Annotated in this window: 17 protein-coding genes; 8 read left to right on the top strand and 9 right to left on the bottom strand. The window is 70.1% G+C overall.

Annotated features, from left to right (window positions below; all coding sequences use genetic code 11):
* Positions 1-104: 104 nt before the first annotated feature.
* Positions 105-2,324, bottom strand: a complete 2,220-nt coding sequence (locus V6S85_RS14035) for a putative bifunctional diguanylate cyclase/phosphodiesterase (RefSeq protein ID WP_442885668.1) — start codon at positions 2,322-2,324, stop codon at positions 105-107.
* A gap of 297 nt (positions 2,325-2,621) precedes the next feature.
* Between V6S85_RS14035 and V6S85_RS14040 the strand changes: the two genes are divergently transcribed.
* Both V6S85_RS14040 and V6S85_RS14045 read left to right on the top strand, forming a co-directional pair.
* Positions 2,622-3,518, top strand: coding sequence for an EamA family transporter (locus V6S85_RS14040; RefSeq protein ID WP_116569811.1), 897 nt, complete (start codon positions 2,622-2,624; stop codon positions 3,516-3,518).
* 71 nt (positions 3,519-3,589) lie between these two features.
* Positions 3,590-4,624, top strand: a complete 1,035-nt coding sequence (locus V6S85_RS14045; RefSeq protein WP_334349280.1) for a beta-eliminating lyase-related protein — start codon at positions 3,590-3,592, stop codon at positions 4,622-4,624.
* A gap of 124 nt (positions 4,625-4,748) precedes the next feature.
* Here V6S85_RS14045 and V6S85_RS14050 read toward each other — a convergent pair whose 3' ends face one another.
* Complete coding sequence (locus tag V6S85_RS14050; protein ID WP_334349281.1) at positions 4,749-5,084, bottom strand: PRC-barrel domain-containing protein; 336 nt, start codon at positions 5,082-5,084, stop codon at positions 4,749-4,751.
* An 87-nt stretch (positions 5,085-5,171) separates the two neighbouring features.
* On the opposite strand from V6S85_RS14050, the gene mutT reads away from it, so the two are divergent.
* Together mutT and V6S85_RS14060 are read left to right on the top strand one after the other, a co-directional pair.
* Positions 5,172-5,600, top strand: coding sequence for an 8-oxo-dGTP diphosphatase MutT (mutT, locus tag V6S85_RS14055; protein ID WP_116569814.1), 429 nt, complete (start codon positions 5,172-5,174; stop codon positions 5,598-5,600).
* A gap of 45 nt (positions 5,601-5,645) precedes the next feature.
* The gene (locus V6S85_RS14060; protein ID WP_334349282.1) at positions 5,646-7,046 is read left to right on the top strand and encodes a glycoside hydrolase family 43 protein; all 1,401 of its coding nucleotides are present in this window, start codon (positions 5,646-5,648) and stop codon (positions 7,044-7,046) included.
* A gap of 201 nt (positions 7,047-7,247) precedes the next feature.
* Here the strand turns inward: V6S85_RS14060 and V6S85_RS14065 are convergent, their stop codons facing one another.
* Positions 7,248-8,159, bottom strand: coding sequence for a methyltransferase domain-containing protein (locus V6S85_RS14065; RefSeq protein WP_334349283.1), 912 nt, complete (start codon positions 8,157-8,159; stop codon positions 7,248-7,250).
* Here V6S85_RS14065 and V6S85_RS14070 point away from each other — a divergent pair.
* Genes V6S85_RS14070 through V6S85_RS14085 form a run of 4 tightly spaced genes read left to right on the top strand, consistent with a single transcriptional unit; the run spans position 8,158 to position 10,492 of the window.
* Positions 8,158-8,937, top strand: coding sequence for a ComF family protein (locus V6S85_RS14070; RefSeq protein WP_116569816.1), 780 nt, complete (start codon positions 8,158-8,160; stop codon positions 8,935-8,937). The genes V6S85_RS14065 and V6S85_RS14070 overlap by 2 nt on opposite strands.
* A gap of 29 nt (positions 8,938-8,966) precedes the next feature.
* Positions 8,967-9,221: a glutaredoxin 3 gene (gene grxC, locus V6S85_RS14075; protein ID WP_116569817.1), complete on the top strand. Its 255-nt coding sequence runs from the start codon at positions 8,967-8,969 to the stop codon at positions 9,219-9,221.
* Positions 9,218-10,042, top strand: coding sequence for a carbon-nitrogen hydrolase family protein (locus V6S85_RS14080; protein WP_334349284.1), 825 nt, complete (start codon positions 9,218-9,220; stop codon positions 10,040-10,042). The genes grxC and V6S85_RS14080 overlap by 4 nt, the downstream gene beginning before the upstream one ends.
* Before the next feature lie 15 nt (positions 10,043-10,057).
* A complete protein-coding gene (locus tag V6S85_RS14085) occupies positions 10,058-10,492 on the top strand; it encodes a DUF1178 family protein (protein ID WP_334349286.1) in 435 nt (144 codons plus the stop codon).
* A 79-nt stretch (positions 10,493-10,571) separates the two neighbouring features.
* Here the strand turns inward: V6S85_RS14085 and V6S85_RS14090 are convergent, their stop codons facing one another.
* The 6 genes from V6S85_RS14090 to V6S85_RS14115 all read right to left on the bottom strand — a co-directional run bounded on the left by V6S85_RS14090 (position 10,572) and on the right by V6S85_RS14115 (position 14,118).
* The gene (locus V6S85_RS14090) at positions 10,572-11,270 is read right to left on the bottom strand and encodes a dienelactone hydrolase family protein (protein WP_334349287.1); all 699 of its coding nucleotides are present in this window, start codon (positions 11,268-11,270) and stop codon (positions 10,572-10,574) included.
* Positions 11,271-11,430: 160 nt separating this feature from the next.
* Positions 11,431-11,742, bottom strand: a complete 312-nt coding sequence (locus tag V6S85_RS14095; protein ID WP_116487838.1) for a glycine zipper 2TM domain-containing protein — start codon at positions 11,740-11,742, stop codon at positions 11,431-11,433.
* A 106-nt stretch (positions 11,743-11,848) separates the two neighbouring features.
* A complete protein-coding gene (locus tag V6S85_RS14100) occupies positions 11,849-12,901 on the bottom strand; it encodes a glycine zipper 2TM domain-containing protein (RefSeq protein ID WP_334349288.1) in 1,053 nt (350 codons plus the stop codon).
* A gap of 121 nt (positions 12,902-13,022) precedes the next feature.
* On the bottom strand, positions 13,023-13,400 hold the full coding sequence (locus tag V6S85_RS14105; RefSeq protein WP_334349289.1) for a hypothetical protein: 378 nt from the start codon (positions 13,398-13,400) through the stop codon (positions 13,023-13,025).
* Between the two features lie 51 nt (positions 13,401-13,451).
* A complete protein-coding gene (locus V6S85_RS14110) occupies positions 13,452-13,907 on the bottom strand; it encodes a type II toxin-antitoxin system VapC family toxin (RefSeq protein ID WP_334349290.1) in 456 nt (151 codons plus the stop codon).
* Positions 13,852-14,118, bottom strand: coding sequence for a type II toxin-antitoxin system VapB family antitoxin (locus V6S85_RS14115; RefSeq protein WP_334349291.1), 267 nt, complete (start codon positions 14,116-14,118; stop codon positions 13,852-13,854). Before V6S85_RS14115 ends, V6S85_RS14110 begins: the two co-directional genes overlap by 56 nt.
* Between the last annotated feature and the right edge of the window lie 33 nt (positions 14,119-14,151).

Genomic DNA, 14,151 nt, shown 5'->3' on the forward strand with positions numbered 1-14,151 from the left:
GAGCGAGCCTTGAGGCGCAAGGGTTTGCGGGGACTAACGCCAAGATGCTCCCCCTGAAGGGGGAGCTGTCGCGGAGCGACTGAGGGGGAAGTGAGCGGGGCGGTTCAGCAGCCGCTTCCCCCTCCGGCCCTACGGGCCGCCTCCCTCTTCGGGGGGAGGATCTCCGAGGCCGACACCCCCGTCGAAAACGCCACCACCTCCGACAGCCCGCGCGAGGCGGCGGACGCCACCCCCAGCAGCGCGGCGATCTCGGCCGCCGGCTTGGGGCGGCTGATGAAGTAGCCCTGGATCTCGCCGCAACCCTGGCGGCGCAGTTCGTGCAGCTGTTCCTCGGATTCCACGCCCTCGGCGGTGGTGGTGATGCCCAGGCTGGCGCCCAGGTCGAGCACGGCCTTGATGATCGCCAGGGCGTCGGCGTCGTCGAGGATGTCGCGCACGAAGGTCTGGTCGATCTTGATCTTGTCGAACGGGAAGCTGCGCAGGTAGCTCAGCGACGAATAGCCCGTGCCGAAGTCGTCCATCGAGATGCGCACGCCCAGGGCTTTCAGGTCGTGCAGGATGGCCATGTTCGAGGCGCTGTCCTGGAGCAGCACGCTCTCGGTGATCTCCAGCTCCAGGCGCTCGGCGGCCAGGCCCGAGGCGGCCAGGGCCTGGACGACGGTGGCGGCCAGGCGCCGGTCGCGGAACTGGGCGGGCGACAGGTTCACCGCCAGGCGCACGTGCTGGGGCCAGCGGGCGGCCTCGTCGCAGGCGGCGCGCAGCACCCAGTCGCCCAGGGCGCCGATCAGGCCGATCTCCTCGGCCAGGGGGATGAACTCGCCGGGCGAGACCATGCCGCGCTCGGGATGGAACCAGCGCAGCAGGGCCTCGCAGCCGGTGACGCGGTCGGCCTCCAGGTCGAACAGCGGCTGGTAGAAGAGTTCGAACTGGCCTTCGGCGAGCGCCTTGCGCAGGTCCAGCTCCAGGGCGCGGCGAGCCTGCAGCTGCTCGTCCATGGCTCGCTCGAAGAAGTGGAAGGTGCCCTTGCCGTCGGCCTTGGCGCGATAGAGGGCCATGTCGGCCTTCTTGAGCAGCTCGTCGCAGTCCAGGCCGTCGTCGGGCGAGACGGCGACGCCGACGCTGCCGCCGATCACCACCTGGTGGCCCAGAAGGTCGAACGGCGCCTCCAGGGCCTCGACGATGCGGGCGGCCAGGCGCGTGGCGCCGGAGAGGTCGGTCAAGCCCATCTGCACCACGGCGAACTCGTCGCCGCCCAGGCGGGCCACGGTGTCGCCGTCGCGGACGCAGTTGCGCAGGCGCTCGGCGGCGGCCTTCAGCAGGGCGTCGCCGACGGGGTGGCCCAGGGTGTCGTTGACCACCTTGAAGCGGTCCAGGTCGACGCAGTGCACGGCCACCAGGTCCTCGCGGCGGGCGGCGCGGGCCAGGGCGTCCGACAGGTCCTTGTGGAACAGCAGGCGGTTGGGCAGCTCGGTCAGCGGATCGTAGTGCGCCAGGCGGGCGATCTGGGCCTCGGCCCGCTTGCGCTCGGCGATGTCCTCGGAGACGCCCAGCAGGTATTCGGGGCGGCCCTCGGCGTCGAGAATGGCGATCTTCTTGGTGCGCAGGATGGCGGTGGTGCCGTCCTTGCGGGGGATCAGGTCCTCCTCGATGACCTTGACCTCGCCCGAGCGCACGACCTCGGCGTCGCGGGCGTGATAGATCGCCGCCTGCACCGGATCGAAGAAGGCCTCGTCGGTGCGGCCGATCATCTCCTGGCGCGAATAGCCCAGGATCTTCTCGCCGGCGCGGTTGAGCAGGACGTAGCTCTGGTCCGAAGCGCGCTTGACGAACACCATCGACGGGATGGACTCGACCACGGCGGTCATGAAGGTGCGGGCGCGTTCCTCGTCGGCCTTGGCCTCGGCCAGGGCGTCGAGGTTGCGGCGGTTGGTCTCGCTGGCGGCCTGCAGCAGCCCGATCACCGTGCCCACGCCCAGATAGCGCCCGCCGTCGGTGACGATGAAGCCGCGCAGCAGGTCGCTGGCCCGGTAGGAGAGGCTGTCATTGGTGAAGGCGGCCAGCTCGACGTCGGCCTCGACGACCAGCGGCTGGTTGTCCATCAGCACTTCGATGGGGCGGTTGGCGTAGAGGGCGCGGCCGTACTCGGCGGCCATGCGCAGGAAGAAGGCGTTGCGCTCGACCAGGCCCACGGGGCGGTCGTCGGCGTCGAGCACCGGGATGATCAAGGTGTCGGGTTCCTCGCGGAACCGCTCGTACAGCGTCTTGCCGAGATCTTCCGCCCGCGCCGGGGCCAGGGAAGAAACGGTGTCGCGCAGGGTGAACATCGAAATACGCCTCCACTCGCGAGGGTGAATGGCGGTTTCACACCTAACGAGGTGCTAAACTTGACCGTGGAGACTACGGGTTTCGCGAAAACTTCACGGCCGCGTCACAGTGATTTCGGGCGCGTTTACTGTGGCGCGTGCGCCTGAATACTCAGTGGTCGGATGATGCGGCCATTCCGTCCCCTCGGCCGCGACATCCTGGCCCTCGCGGAGAGGCTCGGACAAAAATGGGCCAGGAGGCGGTTTCCCCCGACATCCCCAAGGCCTAGTTAGGGCCCGTCCGAGGAGTGCCCGTCCATGCCCAGTTCCCTGCCGCTTCGCCATTTCCTGCTGGCCCTGGCGGTGGTGGCGGTGTGGGGGACCAACTTCGTGGTCATCCGCCAGGCGCTGAACCACCTGCCGCCGCTGACCTTCGCGACCCTGCGCTTCACCTTCGTGCTGCTGCCGCTGGTGTTCTTCGTCAAGAAGCCGGCCGTGTCTTGGCTCAATCTGGCCGGCTACGGGCTGCTGATCGGGGCGGGGCAGTTTGGCCTGCTGTTCGTGGCCATGAAGGGTCACATCTCGCCGGGCCTGGCCTCGCTGATCCTGCAGACCCAGGTGTTCTTCACCATCGCCCTGGCCATGCAGATCAACCGCGAGCGGGTGCGGGGCTTCCAGGTTGTCGCCCTCCTGCTGGCCGTGGCCGGGATCGCGATCATCGCCCTGCACGGCGGCGGCTCGGCCACGCCGCTGGGCGTGGGGCTGGGCCTGCTGGCGGCGCTCAGCTGGGGCTGCGGCAACATCGTCGCCCGCCAGGCCGGGCCGGTGAACATGCTCGGCTACGTGGTCTGGGCCAGCCTGTTCTCGATCCCGCCGCTGCTGGTCATGGCGCTGTGGCTGGAGGGCTGGCCGGCCATGGTCAGGGGCGTGCTCGGCGCCGACCTCGGCACCTGGCTGGCCGTCGTCTGGCAGGCGGTGGGCAACACCATGTTCGGCTACGGCGCCTGGGGCTGGCTGCTGGCGCGCCATCCGGCCGCCACCATCACGCCGATGGCGCTGCTGGTGCCGGTGTTCGGCATGAGCGCCTCGGCGCTGCTGCTGGGCGAGGGCCTGCCGGCCTGGAAGCTGATGGCGGCGGGCCTCGTCCTGGCCGGCCTGGCGGTCAACATGCTGTGGCCGAAGATCCGGGCGCTGCGGGCCGCGCCGGCGGCCTGACGGGGCGGCTTGATCGCGGGGCGAAAGCCCGGCATCGAGGCGGCCTGTTTTCCTTGCCGAGTGATCCGCCCATGGCCCGCTACGACTTCGCCTCCGACAACGTCGCCGGCGCCATGCCCGAGGTGATGGAGGCGCTGATGGCGGCCAACGCCGGTACGGCGTCGGGTTATGGGAGCGACCATGTCAGCCAGGCGGCCGGCGATCGGATCCGCGCGGCGCTGGACGTCGACGCCGAGGTCAGGTTCATGCCGTCGGGCACGGCGGCCAACGCCTTCGCCCTGACCCTGCTGGCCTCGCCGCACGAGGCGGTTCTGGCCCACGAGCACGCCCACATCTGCACCGACGAGACCGGCGCGCCGGGCTTCTTTGGCCAGGGCGTGGGGCTGATCGGCCTGCCGGGCGCCTCGGGCAAGATCGAGCCGGCGGCGCTGGAGGCGGCCCTGGCCCAGCCCGACGTCTCCTACCGCCAGCCGGCCGCGGCCCTGTCGCTGACCACGGCCACCGAATACGGCACGGTCTATTCGGAAGCCGCCCTCAAGGCCCTGATCGATCCGGCCAAGGCCCGGGGTTACGGCGTGCACCTGGACGGCGCGCGGCTGGCCAACGCCGTGGCGGCGGGCTTCGACCTGAAGGCCGTCAAGCGCCTGGGCGTCGACATCCTGGTCATGGGCGGCACCAAGGCCGGCTCGACACCGACCGAGGCGGTGGTGTTCCTCGACCCCGCCCATCGCCGCCGCCTGGACGCGCGGATCAAGCACGCCGGCCAGCTGGTCTCCAAGGGCCGCTTCCTGGCCGCTCCGTGGCTGGCGCTGCTGGACGAGAACGGCGGGACGGGACCCTGGGCGGCCCGCGCGGCGCACGCCAACGCCATGGCCCGCAAACTGGCCGCGCTGATGCCCTATCCGATCGCCCACCCGGTGGAGGCCAACGGCGTCTTCGTGACCATGAGCGACGCCGCGCTGGAGCGCCTGCGCGGCGAGGGCTGGTTCGTCTACCGCTTCCTGGACGGCTCGGCCCGCTTCATGTGCTCGTGGGCGACGACGCCGGAGATGGTGGAGGAATTGGGGGCAGCGCTGAAGCGGGTCGCGGCGGTGGAGGAGGCGTAGAAATCCTCCCCCTCAAGGGGGAGGTGGCCCGCAGGGTCGGAGGGGGAAGCGGCTGCTGAGCTGCCGCGATCACTTCCCCCTCAGTCGCTTCGCGACAGCTCCCCCTCAAGGGGGAGCATCCTGCCTAACCCTCGAAATACCGCTCCACCTGCTCGGCCCAGCCGTAGGAGGCCCTCGACAGCTGGTCGCGGTCGTAGGCGGGGCTGTCCTTGAAGCGCTCCTTCGACAGGTCGGTGGCGTAGGCCTGCCCCTTGTCGTCGAAGGTCAGGATGCGCCAGGGCAGGGGGTGGTACTTGCCGCCGGTGAACAGGCCGGCGGGCTCCACGGCGACATAGCGGCCGATCCCGGCGTCGCGGTCGACGAAGACCTCGCGGATCACGCCCAGCTTGTGGCCCTTGGGATCGGTGACCGCGACCCCGATCAGGTCGCCGCTCTTCACCAGCCGATCGTCCAGCGACATGGCGTTCCTCCTTGGCAATGACCCCTGGGCAACGTTCGTCGCCACGAGGGAGTTGCCAGGGTGGGCAAAGCCCGCGATGGATCGGGCATGAACTCGCCAGCCGCTCCTCCCGCCGACCGCCCCATCGTCCTGGTCGCCGCCGCCGCCCTGATCGACGTCGACGGGCGGGTGCTGATCTGCCAGCGCCCCGAGGGCAAGTCGCTGGCGGGCCTGTGGGAGTTCCCGGGCGGCAAGGTCGAGAAGGGCGAGACGCCCGAAGAGTGCCTGATCCGCGAACTGCACGAGGAGCTGGGGATCACCGTCGCCCAGGCCTGCCTGGCGCCCTTCGTCTTCGCCTCGCACACCTACGAGAAGTTCCACCTGCTGATGCCGCTTTACCTGCTGCGTCGCTGGGAGGGGCTGGTCACGGCCAAGGAGCACAAGGCCATGGCCTGGGTGAAGCCTGACAAGTTGTCGGACTACGACATGCCGCCGGCCGACCTTCCGCTGGTCGCCTGGCTAAGGGATGTGCTTTAACTCAGACAAATCGCGCGAAGGCGCGAAGCGTTTGAGGAAACGACCGTGACGACTTTCGACCCGCAGCCTTCGCGACGCATCCTGCTGGCTGGCGCGGGGGCCTTGGGGTTCAGTGGCCTGGCGGGCGGCGCGCAGGCGGCGCAAGCCGCCCCGCTGGTCAATCCGGTCGTGCGCCAGCGGGCCGACGCCCAGGTCTTCAAGCACGCCGACGGCTACTACTACCTGACCGGCTCGGTGCCGGAGTACGACCGGCTGGTCGTGCGCCGCTCGCGCACCCTGGCGGGACTGTCCACCGCGCAAGAGGCGGTGATCTGGCGGCGGCCGACGGAAGGCAAGCTGGGCGGCTATATCTGGGCCCCCGAACTGCATTGGCTGGACGGCGCGTGGCACATGTATTTCGCCGCAGGCGACAAGGGCCAGCCGTTCCGGATTCGCACCTACGTCCTGCGCTGCGAGGGCAGAAACGCCCTGACCGGGACCTGGAGCCTGCTGGGCGAGGTGCAGACCCCGTGGGACAGCTTCAACCTCGACTCGACGATCTTCCACCACAAGGGCGTGCGCTGGTTCTGCTGGGCGCAGAAGGAGCCGGGGATCGAGACCAACAGCAACCTCTACCTCGCGCCGCTGGCCACGCCCCTGACCCTTGGCCGGCCGCCGGTGCGCCTCACCGTGCCGACGCTGGACTGGGAGGTGCGCGGCTTCAAGGTGGCCGAGGCGCCGGCGGTGCTGATCCGCAACGGCCGCGTCTTCATCGCCTACTCGGCCAGCGCCACCGACGACCGCTACTGCCTGGGGCTGCTGACCGCCGACGCGGACGCCGACCTGATGGCGCAGGGCTCGTGGACGAAGTCGCCGGCGCCGGTGTTCGTGTCTACGGAGGAGACCGGCGTCTGGGGCCCGGGCCACAACTCGTTCACCGTCGACGAGCAGGGCCGCGACGTCCTGGTGTTCCACGGTCGCGACTACAAGGCCATCAAGGGCAACCCGCTGTTCGATCCCAACCGCCACACGCGGGTGCAGCGCCTCTACTACAAGCCCGACGGGACGCCCGACTTCGGCGTGCCGGCTGGAGCGGGCGAGATCCCCGACCGCTTCTCGCCGCTGGACCGTCCGGGCGCCTTTCTGCGCGTCGACGGCGAGGCGGTGGCCGTCGGCGAGGGGCCGCTGGCCACGACCCAGCTGCGCCAGAAGGCCGGCGCGGGCGGAGCGGTGATCCTGGAGCCGATCCTGCGACCGGGGCATGGGCTGAAGGTCGAGGGGGGTGTTGTCGCGATTGGGCCGGGCGACAAGGCGACTGCCTTCAAGCGCGTGAAGGGCCTAGCCGGCAAGGGCGTGTCGTTCCAGGCGCCGGGCGGCGGGTATCTGACGCACCGCGACGGGGCGGTTGTGGTTGGGCCGGCGCGGGATGTCGGAGCCAGGAAGGCGGCGACGTTCATCGTCAGTTAGATCCCTCAGTCGCTCCGCGACAGCTCCCCCAGAGGGGGAGCATCTTGAAGTCGGCGCCAATAGATCCTCCCCCTTCAGGGGGGAGGTGGCCCGGAGGGCCGGAGGGGGGACGTTTTCAGCTTTCGGGGCGTCGGAAGGTCGTCACTGACTTTCCCCCTCCGTCGGCTTCGCCGACACCTCCCCCTTCAGGGGGAGGATCGCTTACCCCGCCTTGTCGCCCGCCGGCTGCTCCTTCACCCCCAGCGCATCGGCCAGCCGCATCTTGGCCGAGCCTGGGCGCAGGGGCTTCTGCTGGCTGTCGTGCGGGGCCCAGCCGGTGGCGGTGACGATCTCGAAGGTGGCGGGCACGCGGCCGTCGGCCTCGGCGAAGCGCTCCCGGTAGATCTCCAGCGCCCGGAACAGCAGCTTGCGGGTCAGGGGCTTGCGCGAGCGGTCGAGCAGCACGCTGGTCTCGCCCATGCGGCGCAGGTCCTGCAGCAGGGCGATCGGGTGGGCGTAGCGCACCTTGACGCGATCGATGTCGGCCACCGGCAGGGTGAAGCCGGCGCGTTGCAGCAGGCCCGCCGCGTCCACCGTGTCGGCGAAGGGCGAGACACGCATGGAGACGCCGCCCGAGATTTCGTCCTCGGCCGCCATCAGCGACTGGCGAAGCTCGGTCAGGGTGGCGCCGCCGAACAGGGCCCCGATGAAGAGGCCGTCGGGCCTGAGGGCCCGGCGGATCTGGATCAGGGCGCCCACCAGGTCGTTGGTCCAGTGCAGGGCGAGGGTCGAGACCACGAGATCCAGCGTCTCGTCGCCGAACGGCAGGCGCTCTTCGTCGGCGACCACGGTGGCGCCGCCACGCCCGGCCAGCATGCGGGCCGACAGGTCGGTGTCGATCAAGAGGCCGATCTTGCCGGCGGCGTCGCTTTCCGACAGCGCCGCCCGGAAAGCGCCGTCTCGGCTTCCGAGATCGACGGCGACCGGAAACTCCCGCAGGATCGCCTCCAGCCGCATGACCGCGTCACCCGCGGCCCGCGCCTTGAGGAAGCCGGCCTGGCCGAAGTGCGGCGCGGCGCGGTCGAGGCGGGCTCGGAGGAGGTCGCGGTCGAAAAGGAGGGGCGAACTGGTCATGCGGGCGGAACATGGCGATTCCTTCCTCCGATGGAAACCCGGTCCACGTCTGTTCGGGCTCGGAAGAGGCCTGCTCGACCTGGTCCTGCCGCCACGCGCCTTCGACGGCGAGCCGGCCCTGACCTCGGGCCTTGCGGCCGGCGCCTGGAGCCGCATCGCCTTCCTCGACGGACCAGTCTGCGACGGCTGCGGCGCGCCGTTTCCCTTCGACCAGGGCGAGCCGCGGTGCGCGCTGTGCCTGGCGCGGCCCAGGGCCTTCGCGCGGGCCAGGGCCGCCTGCCTCTATGACGAACATTCCCGCGACCTCGTGCTGAAGCTGAAGCACGCCGACCGCACCGACCTGTCGGGCCTGTTCGCCCGCTGGATCTCGCGCGCCGCGTTCGACCTGCTGGAAGAGGCCGATGTGGTGCTTCCAGTGCCGATGCACCGCTCGCGCCTGCTGCGTCGCCGCTACAACCAGGCCGCCGAGATCGCCCGGCCCCTGGCCCGTGCGGCGGGGCGGCCCTATCTGGCCGACGCCCTGATCCGAAAACGCGACACCGCCAGCCAGGGCGGCAAGTCGGCCGACGGCCGTCGCCGCAACGTCGCCGCCGCCTTCGCCGTGCCCGACCGCAAGCGGCCTCTGGTCGAGGGAAAACGGGTGCTGCTGGTCGACGACGTGCTGACCACGGGAGCCACCGCCGAGGGCTGCGCGCGGGCGCTGCTGGCGGCCGGAGCGTCGGCTGTCGACCTGACCGTCGTCGCGCGCGTTACAGAAATGCGAAGCCGTCCTATATGAGGGCGGGAATCCAACCCTTTGGAACCGAAATGGCCAAGGTCACCATCTACACCCGTCCCTTCTGCGGCTACTGCGCCCGCGCCCTGAAGCTGCTCAACGACAAGGGCGCCGACTTCACCGAGATCGAAGCCGGCATGGACCCCAAGCTGCGTCAGGAAATGATGGACCGCTCGGGTCGCAACACCTTCCCGCAGATCTTCGTGGGCGAGCAGCACATCGGCGGCTGCGACGACATGATGGCGCTCGAGCGCGAGGGCCGGCTGGATCCGCTGCTGGCCGCATGACGACCGTCCGAGTCGGTCTCGTCCAGACGCGCACCCCCGCGACCCAGGCCGCGGCGCTCGATCATGTGGCGCCGCTGGTCCGCCAGGCCGCCGAGGCTGGCGCGCAGTTCATCCTGACGCCCGAAGCCGTCAACGTTTTGCAGAAGGACAAGGAGAAGCTGCTGCCCACCCTCGTCCCCCTGGAGGACGACGTGGTGGTGCGCGGGCTGCAGGCGCTGGCGCGCGAGTACGGGGTCTGGATCGATGTCGGCTCGGCCCTGGTGCTGCGCGAAGACGGAAAAGCCGCCAACCGCCAAGCCGTGATCGACCCCACGGGCGCGATCGTGGCGACCTATGACAAGCTGCACATGTTCGACGTGCAACTGCCGACCGGCGAGACGGCCAGGGAGTCGGCCGTCTACACGCCCGGCGACCGGGCGGTGGTGGTTGATACCTCGATGGGGCCGACGGGCCTGACCATCTGCTACGACATGCGCTTTCCGGCCCTGCATCGGGCCCTGGCGCTGGCGGGGGCCAAGGTGATCACCGCCCCGGCCGCCTTCACCCGGCCCACCGGCGAGGCCCACTGGGAGGTGCTGCTGCGCGCCCGGGCCATTGAGACCGGCTCGTTCGTGATCGCCGCCGCGCAAGGCGGCTTCCATGAGGACGGGCGAGGCACCTGGGGCCGCTCGATCGCCATCGGCCCGTGGGGCGAGGTGCTTGGCAAGCTTGACCACGACGAGCCAGGCGTGCTGATCGCCGACCTTGATCTTTCCGCCGCCGACAAGGCCCGCGCGGCCATCCCGGTCCTGGCCAACGCCCGTGCGTTCACGGGTCCCTGACCCCATATCAGGATCATGATCAAGTACGCGCTCGCCTGTGACCACGCGCACGAGTTCGAAGGCTGGTTCGGCTCGTCGGGCGACTATGACGACCAGGCCGCCCGCGGCCTCGTCGAATGCCCGGTGTGCGGCTCGACCGGCGTGCGCAAGCAGATCATGGCCCCGGCCGTGGCCGGCACGAAGGCCCAGCGTTCGGCCCCCGAGCCCGACGTCCGCATGCGCGAGATGATGATGACCGCCATGAGCGAGGTGCGCCGCGAGGTCGAGGAGAACTTCGACTATGTCGGCGACCGTTTCGCCAAGGAGGCCCGCGACATCCATGAGGGCAAGTCCGAGGAGCGCGGCATCTACGGCGAGGCCTCGCCCAAGGAGGTCAAGGCCCTGCTGGAGGACGGCGTCAAGGTCGCCGCCCTGCCGCCCGCGCCGCCGAAGAAGACCGAGGTGAACTGAGGGCTTCTCCAATCAACCAAAGGGTCGTCATCCCGGAAAAGCGCTGCGCGCTTTCCGGGGTGACGACTAAGAGGGCCGCCTAACCCAGCTTCTCCTTGAAGAACGCCAGGGTGCGGCCGTTGGCGGTCTCGGCGTCGGCCTTGTCGTAGTGGTTGCCGCCGGGACGGGCGAAGGCGTGGTTGCGGCCCGGATAGACGTGGACCTCGACATTGGGGCGGCCGGCCAGGGCCTCGACGATGGCCGCGCGGGCCTCGGGGCCGATGAATTCGTCCTCGCCGGCCAGGTGCATGAGGAGCGGGGCCTTAACGCCGTCCGCTTCGCCGACATAGCGCTCGGTGCCGCCGCCGTAATAGGCCACCGCCGCGTCAGGCGCGCCGCGGGCCGCGCCGAGGAAGGTCATCAGGCCGCCCAGGCAGTAGCCGGTCAGGCCGACCTTGCCGTTGCCGCCTTCGATGCCGCGGGCGGCCTCCACCGTCTTGAGCACGTCGGCCGCGCCCTGGTCGAAGTCATAGGCGCTGTAGATGTCGATGGCCTTCTTCCAGTTCTCCTCGAGGTTCTCCGACATCGAGAGGCCCGGCTCGACCCGCCAGAAGAGGTCGGGGCAGACGGCGATGAAGCCCTGCACGGCGTATTCGGCCGCGATCAGGCGGATGCCGGCGTTGACGCCGAAGATCTCCTGCACGACCACGACGACCGGCGCCGGGCCGGGCGTGTCGGGGCGGAAGACCAGGGCCTGGAAGCTTCCGTCGTCGGTCTGGATGGTCAGGCTCTCGGCCATGGTCGTGCTCCTCGCGGCAGGGTCGCCAGACCATGATGGGCCGCGCGCCGCGGGGCTTGAACGATGCGGCCTCGGCCGTGCTGGCCGCATCGTTCAAGCGCGCACGAAAAAGGCCCGCCCCCGCGAGGGGACGGGCCATCCGACCGAGCAGCGAGTCCGCTTAGCGGTAGCGGTACTCGTAGTGGCAGTTCTTCTTGGAGTTCTTCTTGGCGATCTGGTTGCCGGCCACCGCGCCGACCACGCCGCCGAGGATCGCGCCCTCGGTCTTGGCGCCGTTGCCGGCCACGGCCGCGCCGAGCGTGCCGCCAGTCAGGCCGCCGATCACCGTGCCCTTGTTGCGCGCCTTCTTGGTGCTCTTGCAGACGAGCACGCGTTCGCGGCGCTGCTGGGCCTCGGCGGCGGTGACGGCGACGGTGGACGCGGCGAAGGCGAGGCCCACCGCGACGACGAGAGTTTTCATTTGGGCGCGCATGGCGACCTCCGTTTGAGAGCGTGTGTTCGTGTCCCTTGCGGGAGATAACGCCGAAGCTCCGTGTCGGTTCTATGTCGGGCGCCCGACGCGGAGCTCGGCTTTGGCGTCAGCCTTCGAGACGGTAGCGGTTGTCGTTGTCGGGGCAGACGCGGACATAGCGGGTCTCGTTGCGGCCCTGGTACTCGGTCTGGGCCGGGGCCAGGCGGCATTTGCGCTCGCTGTAGCGGTTCCATTCCGAATAGCCGCCGGCCCGGTCGCGATACTCGGCGCTTTCGCGATAGGGCACGGTGTCCTCGTACGACCAGTACTGGCCGCGGGTGTCGCAGCGGGCCTTGGCGGCCGAGTTGCCGATCGCCGCGCCGACGCCCGCGCCGGCCAGGGCCCCGAGCACGGCGCCCTCGGTGCGGGCGTTGCGGGCGGCGACGTTGGAGCCGATCACCGCGCCGGCCAGGGCGCCGATCACGCCGCCGGCGGTGGCGTTGCGCTTGGCGTCGTCGCGGCACGGGTCGGTATAGCCGCCCGACAGGCCAGAACCGCCAGCATAGGCGGGCGGAGGCGGGCCGTCGTCCCAGCGTCCGGCCTCGGTCGGGTAGCGACGGTCATAGGCGCCGCGGCCGTAGCGGCGGTCGTAATCGTCGCGGGCCCGCTCGTAAGCGGCGCGGTCGGACTCCCACTGGCGGCGCTGGGCGTCGTAGTCGGCCGAGTTTCGGTTGTCGTAGCCGCTGGTGTCGAAGCGGCGGGCTTCGTCGGGATAGCGGCGATCATAGGCGCCGCGGCCGTTGCGGGTGTCGTAGCGGTCGCGGGCCCGCTCGTAGGCGGCGCGATCGGCCTCGAACTGGCGCTGCTCGCCGTAATAGTCGTTGCTGGTCGGATAGGCGGGCGTGCGCCAGCGGCGAGCCTCGTCCGGATAGCGACGGTCATAGGCGCCAGAGCCATAGCGGCGGTCGTAATCGCTGCGGGCGCGTTCGTAGGCGGCGCGGTCGGCGTCGTACTGGGCCTGGCGGCTGTCGTAGTCGGCCCGGCGGGCCTCGTAGGACGAGCGCTGCTCCTCGTAGGTGCGCAGCTGCTGCTGGTAGCCGGCGTCCTGGGCCAGCGCTGGCGCGGCCGTGCTGATGGCGACGGCGCCGGCCATCAGCCAAGCCATGCGGCGGGAAGTCATGGGGAAGTCTCCGTTCCGACGAACGAGCCGGCGTCCCGCCCCACAAGACGCCGGCTCGGGTTCAAAGTCCCTGCGGCGGAATAAGTCGCGGCGAAGGCCAAGGTTCCCGAAAGCGGCCGTATCAGTCGTTCAGCCACGTGACGGCGAAGCGCTCGCCCGTCCAGACCGCGACGGCCAGCGAAGCTTCCTCGGTTCCGAACGACAGGGCAGGGGCCTTCAGCTCGACCTTGCGCGGCTCGTCGGCGGCGCAGGGCGCGCCGACGTCCTTGGCGCAGGTCGTGGGATAGGTTCCCGGCGGCTGGGCGGCGATGAAGAAGCCGGCGGCGTCGGCCACCAGGGTGATGGTTTCCGGCTTGCCCGGCGCCGCGCCGCGCTCGACCACCAGCACATGGGCCCCGCCGCGCGGCTCCAGCCGGGCCTGGTCGACCTTGCCGTCGCCGTCGAAATCCCCGGCCAGCGAGGGCAGGGCGGCGGCGAGGGCGATCAGCAGGACGGACATGGCGGGTGCTCCGAAGGTTACAGCCGGAGGTTGGCTTGCGGCTGCGCGGGGTCAAGCCTCTTTCAGCTCGGACTTCAGGTCGGTGCGCGCGAAGTCCTCACCCTTGTAGAGCAGCGCTCCGCCGCCGTGGGTCGCTGCCAGGGCGTAGGCGAAGCAGTCGCCGAGGTTCAGCTTGGCGGGTGTATGGCGGCCGAAACGAACGAAGGCCTCGATGGCGAGCCGAGTCTGTTCGGCGTCAGCGGGATGGATCTCGATCCGCAGCGCTTGAAGGAGGTGTTCCGCTTCCTGCCGTCCGGTCTCGCCCCTGGAGACCTCGGCCTTGGCCAACACTTCCCAATAGTTGACGCCGACATCATGCGGCCGTCCTGTTCGGCATGAAGCCTGGCGGTGAATGCGGCGGCCTCCGGCTCGCCCAGCAGTATGGCGACGATCGCGGAGGCGTCGACGGCGATCAAAGTGGCAGGCCGTCGGCGTCGTAGAAGTCGGCGTCGGACGGCATGGGCGCACGTTCGGGAAGGGCTCGGAATCGGGCCGCTATTCGGGCGACCTCGTCGAGATCCACCAAGGGCGCGGCCGATTGGTTCGCCCGATCCCGCTCCAAGGTGGCGAGCACCGCCGCGTCGATGGCCTCCGATAAGCTGCCGCCACGCTTTCGCGCGAGCTTGCGGACATGGTCTACGACCCGGCTTTCGATCTCGATGGTCTCGAACTTGGTCATAACGGCAGGAAACATACCGCGAACCGCGTTCTG

The organism is Caulobacter sp. CCNWLW153 (genome assembly GCF_036889365.1).
Taxonomy (GTDB): Bacteria; Pseudomonadota; Alphaproteobacteria; order Caulobacterales; family Caulobacteraceae; genus Caulobacter; species Caulobacter radicis.

Bases quoted from the DNA above. Each gene is read 5' to 3' on its own strand.
- mutT (WP_116569814.1), top strand. From the start codon at position 5,172: ATGAACTCGCCAGCCGCTCCTCCCGCCGACCGCCCCATCGTCCTGGTC.
- V6S85_RS14070 (WP_116569816.1), top strand. From the start codon at position 8,158: ATGCGGGCGGAACATGGCGATTCCTTCCTCCGATGGAAACCCGGTCCA.
- V6S85_RS14105 (WP_334349289.1), bottom strand. From the start codon at position 13,400: ATGTCCGTCCTGCTGATCGCCCTCGCCGCCGCCCTGCCCTCGCTGGCC.
- V6S85_RS14035 (WP_442885668.1), bottom strand. From the start codon at position 2,324: ATGTTCACCCTGCGCGACACCGTTTCTTCCCTGGCCCCGGCGCGGGCG.
- V6S85_RS14085 (WP_334349286.1), top strand. From the start codon at position 10,058: ATGATCAAGTACGCGCTCGCCTGTGACCACGCGCACGAGTTCGAAGGC.
- V6S85_RS14100 (WP_334349288.1), bottom strand. From the start codon at position 12,901: ATGACTTCCCGCCGCATGGCTTGGCTGATGGCCGGCGCCGTCGCCATC.
- V6S85_RS14045 (WP_334349280.1), top strand. From the start codon at position 3,590: ATGGCCCGCTACGACTTCGCCTCCGACAACGTCGCCGGCGCCATGCCC.
- V6S85_RS14090 (WP_334349287.1), bottom strand. From the start codon at position 11,270: ATGGCCGAGAGCCTGACCATCCAGACCGACGACGGAAGCTTCCAGGCC.
- V6S85_RS14115 (WP_334349291.1), bottom strand. From the start codon at position 14,118: ATGACCAAGTTCGAGACCATCGAGATCGAAAGCCGGGTCGTAGACCAT.
- V6S85_RS14065 (WP_334349283.1), bottom strand. From the start codon at position 8,159: ATGACCAGTTCGCCCCTCCTTTTCGACCGCGACCTCCTCCGAGCCCGC.
- V6S85_RS14095 (WP_116487838.1), bottom strand. From the start codon at position 11,742: ATGCGCGCCCAAATGAAAACTCTCGTCGTCGCGGTGGGCCTCGCCTTC.
- V6S85_RS14050 (WP_334349281.1), bottom strand. From the start codon at position 5,084: ATGTCGCTGGACGATCGGCTGGTGAAGAGCGGCGACCTGATCGGGGTC.
- V6S85_RS14040 (WP_116569811.1), top strand. From the start codon at position 2,622: ATGCCCAGTTCCCTGCCGCTTCGCCATTTCCTGCTGGCCCTGGCGGTG.
- V6S85_RS14080 (WP_334349284.1), top strand. From the start codon at position 9,218: ATGACGACCGTCCGAGTCGGTCTCGTCCAGACGCGCACCCCCGCGACC.
- grxC (WP_116569817.1), top strand. From the start codon at position 8,967: ATGGCCAAGGTCACCATCTACACCCGTCCCTTCTGCGGCTACTGCGCC.